Here is a 17,681-nt window from a genome sequence, read left to right as displayed (position 1 = left end):
TTCTGCACACGGCACCTACTTGGGGGATCACATGGCACTTCGCAAGACGACCGACGCGAACGACCGCGCCACCATCGGGCGCACGCTCCATTACTTCTGGGGTGTCACCAGGCAGAAGCCTGGGGTCTTCGCCCTCTCCATCATCAGCTCGGTTGGCTACATCGCGCTGCTCACCTTTGCGAACACGTATGTGATGGGCCTCATCGTGGACCGCGTGCAGGCATCTCCCGTGGCGGCTGATCAGGTGTTTCAGGTCTTCGGCCCCTACATCCTGGCCCTCCTGCTGGTCAACGCCGTGGGACAGGTGCTCTCCAAGTTGCAGGACTACTCGGTCTACAAGCTCGAGATCAACGGGGACTACCAGCTCTCGCGCCTGTGCTTCGACACGCTCTCCAACCAGTCCATGACCTTCCATGACAGTCGCCTTGGCGGCAGCCTCGTGAGCCAGACCTCGCGCTTCGTGAGCGGCTACTCCGGCCTGGTGGACGTGCTCACCTACAGCCTGTGGCCCACCCTCGCCTCCGTGGTGCTCACCATCACGACCCTGGCTCCCTCCGCCCCGAGCTTCGTGCTCGTCCTCATGCTCATGCTGATGCTCTACGTGCTGTTGGCCTATCGCATGTATAAGCGCATCCTGGTGCTGGCCTCAGACGCCTCCAACGCGCAGAACCGCCTCTCGGGCGTGCTGTCCGACGCCGTCACCAACATCCTTGCCGTGAAGACCTACGGGCGCGAGGACTTCGAGCGCGACACGTTCACCCAGGCCGACCAGGATGCCATGCGTGCGGCCAACGTCAACATGCGCGCCGCCATGCGTCGCGGCTTCATCACGTCGTTCCTCATCACGGTGATCATGCTCATCGTGTCCATCTTCGTGTCGGGCGGCAACGCCTGGTTCGGTATCAGCGCCGGTACGCTCGTGATGATGTTCACCTATACCTATAACCTCACGATGCGCTTCAACTACTTCAACTCCATGATGGCGCGCATCAACCGTGCTCTGGGTGACGCCGCCGAGATGACGCGTGTACTCGACGAGCCCACGCTCGTGGCGGACGACGAGGGAGCCAAGCCCCTCAAGGTGACGGAGGGTGCCATCGACTTCTCGCACATCGGCTTTCGCTATCCGGACGCGCCGGAGGACGACTACGTCTTCCAGGACCTCAACCTGCACATTCCCGCCGGGCAGCGCATGGGTCTGGTGGGCCGCTCCGGCTCGGGCAAGACCACCCTCACCAAGCTGCTGCTGCGTCTGGATGATGTCCAGCAGGGCCAGGTGCTCGTGGACGGACAGGACGTGAGTCACTGCACCCAGCAGTCCCTGCGCCAGCAGGTGGCCTACGTGCCCCAGGAGGCCCTGCTCTTCCACCGCACCATCCGCGAGAACATAGCCTATGGCAAGCCGGACGCCACGGAGGGGGAGATCCGCACGGCGGCCGCCGAAGCCAACGCGCTCGAGTTCATCGAGCGTCTGCCTGGGGGCTTCGACACCATGGTGGGCGAGCGGGGCGTCAGGCTCTCCGGCGGCCAGCGCCAGCGCGTGGCCATCGCCCGTGCCATCCTCGTGGACGCCCCCATCCTCGTGCTGGACGAGGCCACCAGCGCGCTCGACTCCGAGTCCGAGGCGCTCGTGCAGGGCGCGCTCGAGAACCTCATGCGCGGGCGCACGTCCATCGTGGTGGCGCACCGCCTCTCCACGGTGGCGTCGCTCGACCGCATCGTGGTGCTGAGCCATGGACAGGTGGTTGAGGATGGCACCCACCACGAGCTGGTGGAGGCGGGTGGCGAGTATGCTGGCCTGTGGGATCGCCAGACCGGTGGCTTCCTCGATGGAGAGGCCCGGTAGGCTACCGCTCATAAAAGCGCAATGGCTGGCCATATGCCAACTAGGGACATCGACGTACTTCCGTAACCGTTTCCCGACAGGTCGACGGCAGGGAGCCTTCAGCTCATGCTGTGCGCTATAATTGCTTTACAGTAAAGCAAAGGAGACGATCATGACTGCGACAGCACAGATAAACGTGCGTCTTGACCGAAGTCTCAAGGAGCGTGGGGATGCTGCCCTCTCGCAGATTGGGCTGAGCCCCTCTGTGGCCGTGCGCTTGCTGTGGGGTCGCGCTGCAGAGAGGGGAGAGAGCCTGGCTGCGTTGCAGCACATCCTATGTGATCCTGTGCGCGGGGAGAGCTCAGAGTCCGTGGATGCCGAGCTCGACAGTATGTTCTCGATAATTTCTGACGGTCTTGAGCAGTTGAGGCCACATATCGAGCTCGGCACAGACGTCACCCCTGTCGATGACGATGCCGCCGTTGCAGATGACCTCTTCGAGCGCTATGCGGCACAGGGGCTGGCATGAGCATCCCTGCGTTCGAGGGCTCTGTGGGCACACCCTCGTTGCTCGTGGACACAAATGTATGGCTGGACGCACTGCTACCTTGGCGCATGCAAACAGAGGGCGCAAGAACGCTTATCCGACGTGCCCGACAGCACGACTGCAAGCTACTCTACCCCGTCCATGCCGTAAAGGACGTCTTCTACCTGTGCGAGCGAAGTACCAAACAACGCCTCAGGGAGCATGGGGGGCTCACCGAAGACGAGGCGAGCCACGTCTACCGTTTGGCATGGTCCTGTGTGGACAGAATGCGTTCGGTGGCAACGGCGGTAGGCTGTGATGAGTCCGACCTCTGGCTCGCAGCGAAGTATCAGGATGTGATTGGTGACTTTGAGGATTCCCTGGTCGTGTGTGCTGCCGTTCGTGCGGGCGCCAGCTATCTGGTGACCAATGACACCCGTCTGCTCAAGGCGTCACCCGTGCGTGCGGTGAGCTCTGTCGAGGCAGTCAAGCTCATGGAGGCCGGGCTCCTGTTGGGGGAGGGGTAGCGTCACCGCTACAGCAGCTCCTCGCGCAGGGCGTCCAGGAGCGGGCCACCGGCGCCGCGGCGCCAGCGCATCCAGTCGTCCGCGCCCTTGCCCGAGGCTCCGAGCGTCTCCAGGTTGCCCAGTCCCCGTGGCCGGGGAGATGCGCTTCACGCTGTGCGTTGCGGCGTCGTGATGCTCGCCTGGGAGGGCGGACGCATAGGTGTTGGCATGGTCACGCAGGTCGAGACAGAAGAAGCGCATGCGCCCCTGCCCCTTGTAGCCCGTCTGCCAGGCATGGGCCTTGAGTGCCTGGCAGGCGTCGATGGCAGCAAAGCCCTGCCGTGCCTCCACCTCGGTGAGGTAGCAGTGCGTGAAGTCTGCGAACACGTCGTCCCTGACGGTGCCATACTGCTTGACGCGCGCGAGGACGACCTCGAGCTGGCGCCAGTAGCTGTGGTGGACCTCCCGCTGCTCGGTGATGGGGAAGTCCATGAGCACGAAGTTGCGCACGAGGTCGGCGCAGCTCAGGCCCTTGCCCGTGGAGTTCATGGACTCGAAGATGAGCTGTGGCTGGTCGCGGTCCTACGTGAGCTCGATGGAGATCACCTCCAGGCGCCGGGGGACCCGTCAGAGCGCCCCAAGGTCCTGGAGCGTGGAGACACGGCGCTCGAAGAGCGCCAGGCTGCCCATGATGCGCGCGGACGTCTCCTGGATCGGCGTATCGGGGCGTTCCAGGTTGTCCACGAGCGAGCGCAGGCACGGGCCTCGTCCCACGAGTAGGGCCGCTGGTACGCCGGCACCAGGTACCGCACGTTCATCTCGGCCAAGAGCCCCAGCGCGGTCCGCGAGCCTGCGTCCATGGGTGCCCCTCTCAAAGTGTCACCGGTTGCATTCCACTATGATAGGCCGAACGGGAACGGGCCTCGTTCCCACGGCTGGCGACAGGAGGGGCATATGCACAAGCTTGGTCTCATCGGAGGCGTGGGTCCCGAATCCACGATTGACTACTACCTGGGTATCACCCAGGGTGTCCGCAGGCGTGTGGGCAGAGACTACTTTCCTCCTCTGACCATCGAAAGCATGAGTTGTTACGATGTCATGCCCCTGGCGGCCGAGAGGCGCCTGGACGAGCTGACGGACTACTTCATGGGCGGCATCGAACATCTGGCATCGGCGGGCTGTGACGTGGCTGCGCTTTGCTGCGTAACGGGACACATCGTGTTCGAGCAACTTGTGGATCGCTCGCCCATTCCGCTCGTGAGCATCGTGGACGTGATACGCGACGAGATCGTTCGTCGGGGCTATCGTGCGGTGCTCCTGCTGGGCACCAGGGCGACCATGGAGCAGCCCTTCCTCAAGCAGCCCATCATCCTCTCGCACGTGCCCGTGGTCTCTCCCAACGCCGAGGAGAGGACCTGGCTGTGGGACATCATCTCCAACGAGCTCGAGCATGGCGTCGTGCGCGACGAGAGCGTGGCACGCTTCCGCTCCATCGTGGAGCAGGGGGCTGGCGAGGGTGCACAGGCCGTCATCCTTGGCTGCACGGAGCTGCCCATGCTGGCGCATCGCTGCGAGCTGCCCATTCCCGCCATCGATGTCCTGCAGCTGCACATTGATGCCCTCGTTGATGTGGTAATGGGAGATGCGACCCACGGCTAGGCCCGCCCCTGGGTCGCATCGTGCCCCGGCGTTGCCCCCGATGCGCCTCGTGTGGGTGCCTTTCGCGCCATGTGGGTGCCAATCTCCCGAGAGAGGCCAACGAACCTGCAGGTCGTGACTGTGTCATCCGGGAGGAAGGCACCCACACGGAGCATATGGCACCCACACGCCGGGAGGGGCCCCGTACCATCGACGGCACGCAGATCCTTGCGGGGTCGTCTCGATGCTGACAGCTGTGTCACCACGGCTTATCCATAAATTGAACCAAATATTGAACTCACTGTAGCCTGTAGGAAGTGAACTAGTATCATCATGTCCAATTGATTGAACTCTGGTTTTGAACTTAACTTCCGAAGGAGGGCATATGGCAGCGGACACCTTCGCGGAACGTCTTGCCTCGGCGCTGAGAGAACGGGGTCTCAAGCAGTCCGACCTTGTCCGCCTGGCCCATGAGCAGGGCCGCAAGCTGGGAAAAAGTCAGCTCTCCCAGTATCTGAGCGGCAAGACCGTGCCCCGTGCGGGCATGCTTGCCATGCTAGCCACGCTTCTCGACGTTCCCGTGAGCCAGCTCGATGGCACACAGCCCACTCAAAAAAGTTCAATTTCAGCGTTGTCACCCCAGGAGGAACTGCCCATGACCGTCAGAAGGTTCAAGAAGTCCACCAAGCTTAACGATGTGCTCTACGACGTGCGTGGTCCGGTGCTCGACGAGGCCATGCGCATGGAGGACCAGGGCACGCACGTCCTCAAGCTCAACATCGGCAACCCCGCCCCCTTTGGCTTCCGTACGCCCGACGAGGTCGTGAAGGACATGCAGGATCAGCTCACCGAGTGCGAGGGCTACTCTGACAGCCGCGGCCTCTTCTCCGCACGCAAGGCCATCATGCAGTACGACCAGCTCAAGGACATCCCCAACGTGGACGTCGAGGACATCTACACCGGCAATGGCGCCTCCGAGCTCATCAACCTCGCCATGTCGGCCTTCCTGGACGATGGCGACGAGATCCTCATCCCCAGCCCCGACTACCCGCTGTGGACGGCCTGCGCCACGCTCGCCGGTGGCCATGTGGTGCACTACCTGTGCGACGAGCAGCAGGATTGGTGCCCCGACCTCGATGACATCCGTGCCAAGGTCACGCCGCGCACCAAGGGCATCGTCGTCATCAACCCCAACAACCCCACGGGCGCGCTCTATCCGCGTGAGCTGCTGGAGGGCATCGTCCAGATCGCACGCGAGCACCAGTTGGTCATCTTCGCGGACGAGATCTACGACCGCCTGGTGATGGATGGCCTGCGGCACACCTCCATCGCCAGCCTGGCGCCCGACCTGTTCTGCGTGACGTTCAACGGGCTCTCCAAAAGCCACATGATCGCGGGCTACCGCATCGGTTGGATGAGCCTCTCGGGCAACAAGCGCCTGGCCATGGACTACATCGAGGGCATCAACATGCTGTCCAACATGCGCCTGTGCTCCAACGTGCCCGCGCAGTCCGTGGTGCAGACCTGCCTGGGCGGCACGCAGGCCTCCCAGCGGCTCCTCGTGCCGGGCGGGCGCGTCTTTGAGCAGCGCAACTACGTCTACGAACGACTGTCGGCCATCGACGGGGTCTCGGTGATGAGGCCCAAGGCGGCATTCTACATCTTCCCCCGACTCGATCCCAAGAAGTTCAATATCAGCGATGACGACCAGTTTGCCCTTGACCTGCTCAAGGACCAGCACGTGCTCGTCGTGGGCGGCAAGGGGTTCAATTGGATGACCCAGGGCTACTTCCGTATCGTCTATCTGCCACGCAAGCACACCCTGCACGAGGCCATGGACAAGCTCGAGGAGTTTCTGGGGTACTATCGGCAGTAGTAGGCAACGAGGGGAGAGGGCATGCCAAACGAGGTACGGACGCTGGACGTGAGCCGGCCGGTGGGAGAGCTCGTGGGGGAGAACCCCGGCCTGAAGGGCATTCTTGATGAGCTCGGCTTTGAGGACCTCCCTGCCGACAGGGCGCTGCCCGAGATTGCGGAGGGGCTCGGCGTCGAGTTCTCCGTGGTCTCGATGGCCCTGATGGCATCGGGCTATGACGTCATTGGGTATGTGCCCGAGGACTCCGGCTACAGGAGCCCGCTGCCAGACATGCTGGGCGTCCTCTTTGGCGGCAGCTACGAGGGCGAGGGGCTGCCCGATGCCTCCACGGCCCCGATGTTTGCCAACATGGAGATGGCCATCAGGCGCGCCCAGGAGTCGGGGAGGCTGCCGAAGCAGTAGGCTCGTTGGTCGTGAGCGCCGCCACGTGCGGTGTGGGCGCCGCTCGACGTGTGCGTTGGATGCGTTTTTGCAAATGCCAACTGGGCAGACGTCACGCGAGGCGCACCGTACGTACGCTTTGGACGGTACCATCTGGGTATCGACCCCTATGTGACGGGAGAGGCCATGCTCAAAGCCAACTACCATACGCACACCGTGCTCTGTGATGGTACCGACACCGCCGAGGAGATGGTTCGGCAGGCCCTTGACCTGGGCTTTGAGCACCTGGGCTTCTCGGGGCACATGGACCCGGACATCCATATGGACTGGCCGTCCTATGTTGCGGAGATGGACCGCATGAAGGCGCGCTACGGTGACCGCCTGGACATCCTCATGGGCGTTGAGCTGGACAATGCCTACGACCCCGCCTGCTGTCCCGGTGCGGAGTACGTCATTGGCTCCACGCACTTCCTGCCCGTCGAGACCGAGGTCCCCATGAGCGTGGACAACACGCCCGGTATGCTCGAGACGCTCTGCCGCGAGTTCTATGACGGGGACTGGTATGCGCTCGTGCGGTCGTACTACGACTTCGAGGCACAGGTGCACGACCGTACGAACTGCAGCTTCGTGGGTCACTTTGACCTCGTGACCCGCTTCAACGACCAGATGCGCGCCTTTGACGAGACGGACCCACGCTACCTGACGCCGGCCCTGGAGGCCATGGAGCACCTGGTGAGGCAGGGAGTTCCGTTTGAGATCAACTGCGGTGCCTACAACCGCGGCCGCAAGGAGGAGCTCTATCCGCGCCGCGAGCTCCTGCGCGCGCTGCACGGCTTTGGCGGCGAGATCCTCATCAACTCGGACGCGCACCAGCGCGAGCTTTTGGACGGGGGCTTTGATGTGGCCGTCGGTGCGGCCATCGCGTCCGGCTTCACGCACGTCAACATCCTTGCGCACGACGCCATGGGTGGCGTGGGAATGCGCCAGCTTGCCCTTGACGCCCTGGCATGAGGCGCAAGCTCCTGTGTGTCGGGGTATGCCGATTGTTGTCTTCCCACGCATGGATGGTGTAGAGTGCCGCCACTTTGGGCAAGACTAGAGGGATACCGGCGCATCTGGAGGAGACGACGACATGACGGAAGCCACTGCTGGCGCGAACGAGGATCCCATCTATGGGGGCAGGCTCGCCGACCTCATGGCCCTGAGGGACCGTCTCCTGGCAGGCGTCGAGCAGCTGCGTGCCAACCTCGAGCGCGAGCAGGGCGAGGATCCCATCGAGCATTGCCTGGGCAGGATCAAGAGCGTCCAGAGCATCCGGGAGAAGTGCGCGCGCAAGGGCATGCCCCCTACGGGAGAGGTCGTGCTCCGGAACGTCTACGACATCGTGGGCATCCGCCTGGTCTGCACGTTCCTCGATGACGTCTACCTCATGCGTGACCGCGTGGCTGCGCTCCCCGGCATCGAGGTGGTGCAGGAGAAGGACTACATCCGCCACGTGAAGCCCAATGGGTATCGCAGCTACCATATGGTGGTGCGCGTGGAGGGGGATCTCTGTGCCGAGTTCCAGATTCGCACCATATCACAGGACACCTGGGCGGCCCTCGAGCATCAGATCAAGTACAAGCACGACGTGGGCGGCAACCTCGCCCTCATAACGTCGGAGCTCAAGCGCTGTGCCGACGAGCTGGCCTCCACGGACCTCTCGATGCAGACGATCCGGAACATGATCCGCGCCAGTGACGCAAGCGACACCACGACCATGATGGGGGGTGGCGAGGCCTCATGAGGCTGCTGATCGCAGAGGACACCCTCGACCTCAATCGGGCGCTCCAGGCGATTCTGGAGAAGAGCGGCTACGAGGTCACCTGCACGTATGATGGCCAGGAGGCGCTCGACCACGTGATGGCCGAGACATTTGACGGCATCATCCTGGACATCATGATGCCGCGGATGGACGGCATCGAGGCCCTGCGAAAGATGCGCGACCGTGGCGTCAAGACGCCCGTGCTGCTGTTGACGGCCAAGGCGGAGGTCGACGACCGCGTGGCCGGCCTGGACGCTGGTGCCAACGACTACCTGCCCAAGCCCTTTGCCATGCGCGAGCTGCTCGCGCGCGTGCGCGCCATGTGTCGGCAGACCACCACCGACGATGCCCCACTCTCGGTTGGCGGCACCACCCTCAGGATGGGTACGTCCGAGCTCTCGGCCGAGAACTCCGTGTGCCTCTCGTCGCGCGAGGCCGAGCTCCTGCAGCTGCTCATGCGCAATGTGGGCCGTCCGCTTTCGCGCGCCTTCATCCTGGGGCATGTGTGGGGGGACGATTCCACCGCTACGGACGAGGGCCTCGTGCTGTACCTCTCGTACCTCAGGGACAAGCTCGCTGCCGTGGGATCGGCGCTTGTCATCGCGGAGGGGGCTGACAGCGGCGTGACGCTGGACGTGTCGCGCCACGGCTAGCCCGCCATATTCGAGGGGGTTCGCATGGGAGAGAAGGCCATCCGCCACCTGCGCACGAAGATCATCGCCATCATGCTCATGGCGTTCTTGGCCATCATGGTCCTCATCGCCGTGGCCGTGAACGGCGCCTATGTCAATGCAGCCCAGTCACGGATGGATGGCATCCTGGATTCGATCATCACCAATGACGGCGTCCTGCCCGAGAACGCCCGCGACAGCCTGAGCATCACCGCCAGGCACGACGTCCAGTACTTCATGGTTGTCCTGGACAGCCGTGGCAACGTGCTGGACGTCGGCTTGGATGCCGACGCCGATATGGATCGCGCGATGGCCGTAGACCTCGCCCAGCAGGTGAGGGGCTCCCTCTTTGGCTCGGGCTCCATCGGCGACTACTACTACAAGGTGGTGGACGCACCCGACGGCGGCAAGGCCATCGCCTTCGTGAACGGCACCGTGGAGCTGGGGGAGGGCCGCAGGGTTCGCTCCATGACCCTCGTCTTCCTTGGCGCGGGCCTTGCCGTGGCGTTCGTGCTCGTGTGGTTCCTCTCGCGCCGCGCCATCGAGCCCGAGATCGAGGCGGCCAAGCGACAGCAGGAGTTCATCACCAACGCCAGCCACGAGCTCAAGACGCCCTTGGCGGTGATACGCGCGAACACCGAGGTCGAAGAGGCCCTGCAGGGGGAGTCCGAGTGGAGCCAATCGACGCTCCGACAGGTTGACTACCTCGATGGCCTCGTGAAGAACCTCGTGGAGTTCGCTCGCGCGGAAGAGGTGCCGGCTGACCAGGAGCTGGCAGAGGTGGACGTCGCCCAGGTTGCCGCCGAGGTCGTCGAGACCTATCAGGCCGTCACGCAGCAACGTGGCCTGACGCTCGCGAGCACGCCCAGCTCCGGCGTCACCGTGGCGTCGTCGCGGGAGACGGTCAGCCAGCTGCTGCGCCTGCTCGTGGACAACGCCTGCAAGTACTGCGATGAGAACGGCAGCATCCTCGTGAAGGTCTCCCCGCTCAAACGCTCGCGCGTGCTGGGGTTCTGGCGCCGGGGCGCGCGCATCGTGGTGTCCAACACCTATGCGGACGGCACCTCGATCGACTTCAACCGCCTCTTCGATCGTTTCTATCGGGGCGATACCTCACATGGCAACCAGTCGGGTTACGGCATTGGCCTGTCCATCGCACAGCACATCTGCGAGGAGAGCAACGGCTCCATCAAGGCCTCCTGGAAGGGTGGCGTCGTGAGCTTCACCTGCGTGCTGTACTAGCGCCCGTCGCCCGCCGGCGGATCCGCCTGTCGCAGGCGGTCAAAGACGAGGGAGGACGGCTCCACGGTGCCGCTGTAGTCCATGATGCGACGCATCAGGAACCCCAGGAACTCGTCCTGCAGGGGGTTCGGCCCCCTGTCGGCATGCGCGATGTAGCCCACGTTCATGACCTCGTCGGTTTCGAGCGGGACGGAGACAAGCCCCTCGTTCTCGGGAAAGACGCCCGTGGCGATGGTATAGCCTTCCCCGCGCGCGAGCAGCCGCGCCAGCGTCCCGTTGTCGCCCACGGTGATACGTCGTGCGTTGGGTATGGTGGCCAGCGGCTCCTCGGCGAAGTACGACGAGCTCTGGATGCCCTGCTCCTGCACGTAGCGGAAGAGCCCCGTGAGCTCCTCCGGCGCGATGGAGTCGCGCTCGGCCAGCGGGTTGTGCGCGCTCACGAACACGTGCGGCTGCGCCACGAAGAGCGACATGAAGCGCAGGTCCCCGGCCTCCAGCACGCGCCTGATGACGCGGTCGTTGTAGTTGCTCAGGTAGATGACGCCCAGGTCGCTGCGGGAGTCCTGCACGTCCTTGATGACCTGGTTGGTGTAGGTCTCGCGCAGCGAGAAGTCACAGGCGCCCTCGCCGCCGTGCGCATCGACGAAGTCGCCGAATGCCTCCACCACAAAGTAGTAATGCTGCGATGACACGCAGAGGCGCGTCTCCCGTACGCGGTCGCGCGCGTAGCGGCGCTCCATGAGGTCGACCTGCTCCAGCACCTGCCGGGCATAGCTCACAAGCTCCACGCCCTCGCTCGTGAGCGTGATGCCCCTGGTCGTGCGGCTGAACGCCGTGGTCCCGCACTCGCGCTCGAGGTCGCCGATGGCCACGGACAGGCTCGACTGCGAGACGAAGAGGTGCTGGGCCGCCGCCCTGAAGGAGCCATGCTCCGCTGCGGCCACCAGGTAACGCAACTGCTGGATCTGCACGACTCCTCCTTGTCACATCCGACGCCCGGACCATGTCCTGGCACATGTCATACGAATACCCATTCTAGGTGCCAGCCACGGCAGGGGTGCCGTCAGCGATTCCGAACGCTGGCGTTCGTGATCATGTGCCGCCTGCGCCCTGGGGACGCAGGACGGGTCGCGCGCTCGTGGCGCTTTCCGCCGCCTCCACGCTGCTGGTGGGAAACCTCGTCTGCCTGCTCTAGCCTTACGGGCGCCCGGTTTCCCCTGCCCTTCGCTCATGTAGAATAGGGCCCACTGCACGTGCCCTAGCATGCATGGGACATCCTCGAGAAGGGCCACCATGGTCACCATCGGTCAGTTCATGGAGATCCTCGTCTCCAACCCCTTTCTGCTCGTCGTCATGACGCTCATTCTGGGATCCATCTTCGTGAATGGCTCCACGGATGCCGCCAATGCCATCGCCGAGCCCGTGGGCACGCGCTCCATTGGCGTTAACCAGGCCATCGTCATGAGCGTCATCTGCAACTTCGTTGGCCTGGTGGGCATGACGCTCGTCTCCACGGCCGTGGCGGACACCATGAGCGGCATGGTCGACTTTGGCGGGGACACGCACGCCGCGCTCATTGCATTGGCCGCCGCCACCGTGGGCATCGTTGGGTGGGGCGTGGGCGCCTGGATCTTTGGCATCCCCACGTCGGAGAGCCATGCCCTCATCGCGGGCCTCACCGGCGCGGCGCTCGCCGTGCACGGGGGCTTGGGCGGCGTCAATGGGGCGGAGTGGGTGAAGGTCATCTACGGCCTGGTGCTCTCCACGGTGCTGGGGTACGCTGCCGGGTGGGTCATCTCCAAGGTCATACCGCGTGCCTGCCGCCAGGTTGATCGACGGCACGCGAACGACTTCTTCGGTCGCATGCAGGTGCTGGGTGCGGCGGGCGTCGCCCTCATGCATGGCGCACAGGATGGTCAGAAGTTCATGTCCACGGCGATGATGGCCATCGTGCTTGCCTCGGGCTCCTCCAGCATGGCAGGCGTCAAGTTCCCCCTGTGGATCATGGTGCTCTGTGCAGGCGTCATGGCGCTGGGCACGGCCGTGGGCGGCAAGAAGATCATCAAGACCGTGGGCATGAGCATGGTGCAGCTTGACAAGTACCAGGGCTTTGCCGCATCCGTGAGTGCGACGGTCTCGCTGCTCGTCGCCACGCTCACGGGCCTGCCCGTCTCCACCACGCACACCAAGACGGCAGCCATCATGGGCGCCGGCGCGGCGGAGAACGTACGCTCGGTCAACTGGGCCATCGCAAGGGACATGGTGCTCACTTGGGTCTTCACGTTCCCGGGTTGCGGCATCATCGGCTTCGTGCTGGCCAGGCTCTTCCTCATCTGGTTCTAGGCACTTCGTCCGCATGCATGGAAAGGGGACCCATATGGCTCACGTCAAGAAGGAAGACCCGTTCTATGGTCTGCTTCGCAAGTTCTCGGCAGACCTCGTGAAGGCCGCCAACGACTATGTGCGCTTCGTGGATGGCTATCCCGGCACCGTCACGATGATCTCCACCATGAAGCTCTATGAGGGCCGCTGTGATGCGCATGTGCGCACTATCATGAAGGAGCTCTACACCTCGTTCATCACGCCGTTCGATCGCGATGACATTAGCAGCCTCGCGCTGCGCATGGACGACATCATGGACTACATGGAGCGGGTCTGCACCGGCCTCGACCTCTTCAACATGAGCGCGACGCGTCGCGAGGCCCGTGAGCTCGCGGGGCTTACGCAGCTCGCCATCGTGGCACTCAACGAGATGTTCGAGCACCTGGCAGACTACAAGAGGGATCCCCTCGTGCGCGAGAGGGCCCTCGCCGTCGGCGAGATAGAGGACGAGGGGGACGATGTGTACGACCAGGCCATCTACCGCCTGTATCACGATGACTCGCTCGATGAGGCACGACGTGGCCACGTGGTGGGCTGGATGCGCGTGTTCGACCGCATGGAGGGCGCGCTCGACGCCTGCGACGCCGCCGCGGGTGTGGTACGTACCGTCATCATGAAGAGCGCATAGGGGCTGCGCCCCGCCCCCGTTCGATGGGCGGTACGAGCTCACGATGCGGATGTCGCTTGACAAGCTCCCCCTCTTTTCTAAAATTGAATTTCGTTTTCAAATCTGATGCCATGGGGGAGGGTGACGCATGACGGGGCGACGTACGTACAACACGCGACAGCGGCAGGCCATCCAGGGCTTCATGGCGGCGCACAGCGACCGCTACCTGAGCGTTGATGACGTCTTTGGCCGCATGCGTGCCGCAGGCACGACCGTGGGCCGCACGACGACATACCGCACGCTCGAGGCGCTCGTTGGCGCCGGAACCGTTGCCAAGGTCATCTCGCCGGGCAGGGGCGAGGCCCTCTATCGCCTCATCGATGTCGCCCATGCGGGCGAGGGGCAGATGGTGTGCCTCTCCTGCGGCAGGGTCGTCGCGCTGGACTGCGGCCACCTGCACGAGCTGGCGGAGCACGTCCACAGCGAGCACGGCTTTTCCATCGAGCTCTCCCGCACGGTGCTCTATGGAACCTGTGGCACATGCGAGGAGCGGGCCCGTGGCTAGCCATCGGCTCATCCACCCTCTGGGGGCGGCGCCGTGGGTGGCAGGCACCTGGTGTCACAAGCCCAGACGAGATTCCTGACAGACGGGAGCAAGCATGACATGTCGTACGGGCGTCATCTCGCGCCGCCACTTTCTGGGCCTTTCCATCCTCTCCGCGGCCGCGTGTCTGGTGGCCTGTGGTAAGGGGCCGGACGCGTCAACCGACGCCTCGGGCAAGCTGCGCGTGGCCGCAAGCTTCTACCCCATGTACGACTTCGCCCAGAAGGTGGGTGGCGACCGTGTGGATGTGACCTGCCTGGTGCCCGCGGGAACAGAGCCCCACGACTGGGAACCGTCCACGGCGGATCTGCGCACCATCGCCAACGCGCAGGTTCTGGTGTACAACGGTGCGGGCATGGAGCACTGGGTCGCCGATACGCTTGCGAGCCTTGATGCCGGCACGCTCACGGTCGTGGAGGCGAGCGAGGGGGCTGACCTCCTCAAGCTCTCCGATGACGCGCTCGAGGAGGAGCGCAAGGAGCATGAGGAGGCGGGCGAGGACCCCAGCGAGGTGTCCGACACCGACCCCCACTGCTGGCTCTCTCCCCTCGTTGCCAAGCAGGAGCTGGCGCGCATCGCCGATGGCCTCTCCCAGGCGGAACCGGACGGCGCGGACGTCTATCACGCCAATGCCGAGACGTGGGCGGCCGAGTGCGACAAGCTGATGCAGGAGTTCACGGATGGCCTCTCGGGCCTCGCGAACAAGACCATCGTGGTGAGCCATGAGGCCTTTGGCTACCTCTGTCGAGACGCTGGCCTCACGCAGCTGCCCATCGAGGGCATCGAGGCGGATGCGGAGCCGGACGCCCAGCAGATGTCCAAGATCGTGGACTTCGTGCGCGAGAACAACGTGCGCACCATCTTCAGTGAGGAGCTGGTGAGTCCCAAGGTGGCCCAGTCCATCGCAGACGCCACGGGAGCAACCGTGGAGGAGCTCAACCCACTCGAGGGTCTCTCCGACGAGGAGCTGGCGGCAGGCGAGGACTACTTCTCCGTGATGCGCGAGAACCTACGGAAGATCGAGGAGGCCCTTGCCTGATGGCAGCCAAGCGGGAGGGCGCGCGGCACACGCACGCATCGGATGGAACGCCCGTGGCCTTGCACGACGTTCGCTTCTCGTACCGAGGGACGGAGGTCCTGCGAGGTGCCAGCGCGAGCGTTGGCGCGGGGGAGGTGTGCGCCCTTGTGGGCGACAACGGCGCCGGCAAGTCCACCATCGCGCGCCTGGTGGTGGGGGAGCTCGTGCCTGATGAGGGCACGGTGGAGCTCTTCGGGCAGAACCCCCTGCGCTTTCGTGACTGGCAGCGCGTGGGCTATGTGCCCCAGCTGCCGTCCGAGGCGGTTGCGCGCTTCCCTGCGAGCGTGCTCGAGCTGGTGGATGCCAGCCAGTATGCCACCGGACGGCAGCTGGGTCGCCGCGCCCGACGCGAGCGCAGTGGGGACGCCCTTGCGCGCGTGGGCATGCGGGACGTTGGGCAGCGCCTGGTGCGCGAGCTCTCGGGCGGCCAGCTCCAGCGCGTGCGCCTGGCGTGTGCCCTGGTGGGCGATCCCTGCCTGCTGGTGCTGGACGAGCCCACCAGCGGGCTCGATGCCGAGAGCCGTGCCGTCTTCTATCGGCTGGTGGGTGAGGCGCATCGGGAGCGTGGCATGGCCGTGCTGCTGGTGACGCACGAGTTGGCGCCGCTCGAGGGGCTGGGCGCGCGCGTGGTGCGGGTTGTCGATGGCGTGGCGCGTGAGGAGGCCGCATAGATGCTGGGGTACGTGTTCATGCAGCGCAGCCTTGTCGTGGGCGTGCTGCTGGGGATCGTGATACCGCTCGTGGGTGTGACGGTGGTACTCAAGCGTCTCTCCATGATCGGCGACGCGCTTTCACACACGTCGCTCGCCGGCGTGGCCGCAGGCCTGGTGGCCGGCATCAGTCCCGTGGCGGGGGCGACCATCGCCTGCCTGGCGGGCGCCCTCTGCATCGAGGGGATACGTCGGCGCTTCCGCGACCAGTCCGAGCTGGCGGTGGCCGTGGTCATGGCCACGGGCATCGGCCTTGCGGGCGTGCTCTCGGGCTTCGTGCCCAACGCCTCGAGCTTCAACAGCTTCATGTTCGGCAGCATCCTCACGGTGAGCGCGGAGGAGACCGTGGCCATCGTGGCCATCAGTGTCATCGCGCTGGGCTTTTGCGTGCTGACCCGCCGCGAGCTCTTCCTCATGTCGTTCGACGAGCGTCATGCGCGCTGTGTGGGCGTGCCCGTAAGCGCGGCCAACGTGGCCTTCGTCATCGTCGTGGCCCTGGTCGTGGCCGTGGCGGCGCGCACGGTGGGGTCCCTTATCGTGTCCTCCATGATGGTGGTACCCGTGGCGTGCGCCCTGCAGCTGGCGCGCAGCTGGCGCCAGACCTGCGTGCTGGCGAGTGGCATTGGCGTGGCGACCACGGTGCTTGGCCTTGTCATCTCGTATTGCTGTGGTCTCAAGCCGGGTGGCACCATCGTGCTCATGGCCGTGGCGCTTCTCCTGCTGATCCTTGCGGGCAAGGCCCTTGCCAAACGCAGGGGGTAGGGGCACACCCAAGCCGGTCTGCCCTGCGTCTACCAGTTTATGTGCAGCTTGCTGACCACAGTCGTTGACTGAGTTGCTACCCTAGTGGGGGCAGTGCCTGTCGCACAGTGCTGCAATCAGGTCATAGGTGTAGACAACGACTGATGGGAGTTCTCATGCCGCCTAGCGTTCTGGCCGAGTTCGGGAGCACGGCACTCATGATCGTCTTCGGCGTCGGCGTCCATTGCGACACCGTCCTCAAGGGGACCAAGTACCAGGGCTCGGGCCACATGTTTGCGATTACCACCTGGGCGTTCGGCATCTCGGTGGCACTCTTCATCTTTGGCGGGGCCGTCTGCATGAATCCCGCCATGACGCTCGCCCAATGCCTGATCGGCCTCGTGCCGTGGAGCCTCCTCGTCCCCTACATGGTTGCCCAGATGCTGGGCGGCCTGGTGGGCGCCATCATCGCATGGTTCATGTACGCGGACGACTTCAGGGCCTCCGAGGGCGAGGTCGATCCGGTCGCACAGCGCAACATCTTCTCGACCAACCCCGTGATCGAGAACCTTCCGCGCGACTTTGCCTGCGAGACGCTCTGCACCTTCGTGTTCGTCTCCGCCATCCTTGCGGCCGCCAGCCGTGCCGGCGAGAACGTGCTGCTGTTGGCCATTGCCGTGGGCATCATCGTCTGGGCCGTGGGCATGGGCATGGGCGGCATCACGGGCTTCGCCATGAACCAGGCGCGCGACCTCGGCCCCCGCCTGGCCTACCAGATCCTTCCCATCAGGAACAAAGCCGACAACAACTGGCGCTACGGCCTGATAGTGCCGGGCATTGCGCCGTTCGTGGGCGCGGCGCTTGCGGCGCTCTTCGTCCATGGCTTCCTGGGGATGTTCTAGGGGTTGCCGTCGACGCCGCTTGACATAAAGGTGGGCGGGGCGGACGCCGTGGTGCCGACGTCTGCCCTCCCTACCTGAGTGGCGCCGCCCAAAGTGCACGCGCAACGCACTTCCAGAAAATGCCATCTGGGCAAACGCTGGGCGAAACGCGTTGCGCATGCACTTTGGGCGAAGCTTGCAGTCCATGC

At 64.6% G+C, this 17,681-nt stretch carries 19 protein-coding genes; 17 read left to right on the top strand and 2 right to left on the bottom strand.

Annotated features, from left to right (window positions below; all coding sequences use genetic code 11):
• The first annotated feature begins 31 nt into the window (after positions 1–31).
• From J2S71_RS01330 to J2S71_RS01320, 3 genes are all read left to right on the top strand, one after another.
• The gene (locus J2S71_RS01330; RefSeq protein ID WP_021726913.1) at positions 32–1,846 is read left to right on the top strand and encodes an ABC transporter ATP-binding protein; all 1,815 of its coding nucleotides are present in this window, start codon (positions 32–34) and stop codon (positions 1,844–1,846) included.
• A gap of 151 nt (positions 1,847–1,997) precedes the next feature.
• Positions 1,998–2,354, top strand: coding sequence for a type II toxin-antitoxin system RelB/DinJ family antitoxin (locus J2S71_RS01325; protein ID WP_307388295.1), 357 nt, complete (start codon positions 1,998–2,000; stop codon positions 2,352–2,354).
• Positions 2,351–2,878, top strand: coding sequence for a type II toxin-antitoxin system VapC family toxin (locus J2S71_RS01320; protein ID WP_307388293.1), 528 nt, complete (start codon positions 2,351–2,353; stop codon positions 2,876–2,878). The genes J2S71_RS01325 and J2S71_RS01320 overlap by 4 nt, the downstream gene beginning before the upstream one ends.
• Here J2S71_RS01320 and J2S71_RS01315 read toward each other — a convergent pair.
• Positions 2,804–3,406: a hypothetical protein gene (locus J2S71_RS01315; protein WP_307388291.1), complete on the bottom strand. Its 603-nt coding sequence runs from the start codon at positions 3,404–3,406 to the stop codon at positions 2,804–2,806. The two genes, J2S71_RS01320 and J2S71_RS01315, sit on opposite strands and share 75 nt — an antisense overlap.
• Positions 3,407–3,811: 405 nt before the next feature.
• On the opposite strand from J2S71_RS01315, the gene J2S71_RS01310 reads away from it, so the two are divergent.
• The 7 genes from J2S71_RS01310 to J2S71_RS01280 all read left to right on the top strand — a co-directional run bounded on the left by J2S71_RS01310 (position 3,812) and on the right by J2S71_RS01280 (position 10,469).
• Positions 3,812–4,516 (top strand): aspartate/glutamate racemase family protein, encoded by a 705-nt coding sequence (locus J2S71_RS01310; protein WP_307388289.1) that lies wholly within the window; start codon positions 3,812–3,814, stop codon positions 4,514–4,516.
• Between the two features lie 364 nt (positions 4,517–4,880).
• Positions 4,881–6,371, top strand: coding sequence for an aminotransferase class I/II-fold pyridoxal phosphate-dependent enzyme (locus tag J2S71_RS01305; RefSeq protein ID WP_021726771.1), 1,491 nt, complete (start codon positions 4,881–4,883; stop codon positions 6,369–6,371).
• 21 nt (positions 6,372–6,392) lie between these two features.
• Positions 6,393–6,773 (top strand): hypothetical protein, encoded by a 381-nt coding sequence (locus J2S71_RS01300; RefSeq protein ID WP_021726788.1) that lies wholly within the window; start codon positions 6,393–6,395, stop codon positions 6,771–6,773.
• Positions 6,774–6,938: 165 nt separating this feature from the next.
• A complete protein-coding gene (locus J2S71_RS01295; protein WP_307388287.1) occupies positions 6,939–7,763 on the top strand; it encodes a histidinol-phosphatase HisJ family protein in 825 nt (274 codons plus the stop codon).
• 121 nt (positions 7,764–7,884) lie between these two features.
• Positions 7,885–8,538, top strand: coding sequence for a GTP pyrophosphokinase (locus J2S71_RS01290; protein WP_307388285.1), 654 nt, complete (start codon positions 7,885–7,887; stop codon positions 8,536–8,538).
• Positions 8,535–9,209, top strand: coding sequence for a response regulator transcription factor (locus J2S71_RS01285; protein ID WP_021726808.1), 675 nt, complete (start codon positions 8,535–8,537; stop codon positions 9,207–9,209). Before J2S71_RS01290 ends, J2S71_RS01285 begins: the two co-directional genes overlap by 4 nt.
• Positions 9,210–9,233: 24 nt before the next feature.
• Positions 9,234–10,469: a sensor histidine kinase gene (locus J2S71_RS01280; RefSeq protein ID WP_021726842.1), complete on the top strand. Its 1,236-nt coding sequence runs from the start codon at positions 9,234–9,236 to the stop codon at positions 10,467–10,469.
• Here the strand turns inward: J2S71_RS01280 and J2S71_RS01275 are convergent.
• Positions 10,466–11,440: a LysR family transcriptional regulator gene (locus tag J2S71_RS01275; protein ID WP_021726925.1), complete on the bottom strand. Its 975-nt coding sequence runs from the start codon at positions 11,438–11,440 to the stop codon at positions 10,466–10,468. The genes J2S71_RS01280 and J2S71_RS01275 overlap by 4 nt on opposite strands.
• A gap of 322 nt (positions 11,441–11,762) precedes the next feature.
• Between J2S71_RS01275 and J2S71_RS01270 the strand changes: the two genes are divergently transcribed.
• The 7 genes from J2S71_RS01270 (at position 11,763) to larD (ending at position 17,493) form a co-directional block, all read left to right on the top strand.
• Positions 11,763–12,812, top strand: coding sequence for an inorganic phosphate transporter (locus J2S71_RS01270; RefSeq protein ID WP_307388281.1), 1,050 nt, complete (start codon positions 11,763–11,765; stop codon positions 12,810–12,812).
• Between the two features lie 34 nt (positions 12,813–12,846).
• Positions 12,847–13,479: a DUF47 domain-containing protein gene (locus tag J2S71_RS01265; RefSeq protein WP_021726875.1), complete on the top strand. Its 633-nt coding sequence runs from the start codon at positions 12,847–12,849 to the stop codon at positions 13,477–13,479.
• Positions 13,480–13,606: 127 nt separating this feature from the next.
• Complete coding sequence (locus J2S71_RS01260; protein ID WP_021726789.1) at positions 13,607–14,023, top strand: Fur family transcriptional regulator; 417 nt, start codon at positions 13,607–13,609, stop codon at positions 14,021–14,023.
• A gap of 94 nt (positions 14,024–14,117) precedes the next feature.
• Positions 14,118–15,101 carry a metal ABC transporter substrate-binding protein gene (locus J2S71_RS01255; protein WP_307388279.1) on the top strand — a complete coding sequence of 328 codons (984 nt, stop codon included), beginning with the start codon at positions 14,118–14,120 and terminating at the stop codon, positions 15,099–15,101.
• On the top strand, positions 15,101–15,811 hold the full coding sequence (locus tag J2S71_RS01250; RefSeq protein WP_021726886.1) for a metal ABC transporter ATP-binding protein: 711 nt from the start codon (positions 15,101–15,103) through the stop codon (positions 15,809–15,811). The genes J2S71_RS01255 and J2S71_RS01250 overlap by 1 nt, the downstream gene beginning before the upstream one ends.
• The gene (locus tag J2S71_RS01245) at positions 15,812–16,612 is read left to right on the top strand and encodes a metal ABC transporter permease (protein WP_307388277.1); all 801 of its coding nucleotides are present in this window, start codon (positions 15,812–15,814) and stop codon (positions 16,610–16,612) included.
• 155 nt (positions 16,613–16,767) lie between these two features.
• Complete coding sequence (larD, locus tag J2S71_RS01240) at positions 16,768–17,493, top strand: D/L-lactic acid transporter LarD (RefSeq protein WP_307388276.1); 726 nt, start codon at positions 16,768–16,770, stop codon at positions 17,491–17,493.
• Positions 17,494–17,681 lie beyond the last annotated feature (188 nt).

Origin of the sequence: Olsenella profusa DSM 13989 (assembly GCF_030811115.1) — a bacterium.
Taxonomy (GTDB): Bacteria; Actinomycetota; Coriobacteriia; order Coriobacteriales; family Atopobiaceae; genus Olsenella_F; species Olsenella_F profusa.
The sequence above is the reverse complement of the archived record's forward strand: the minus strand, read 5'-3'. Positions and strand labels throughout refer to the sequence as shown.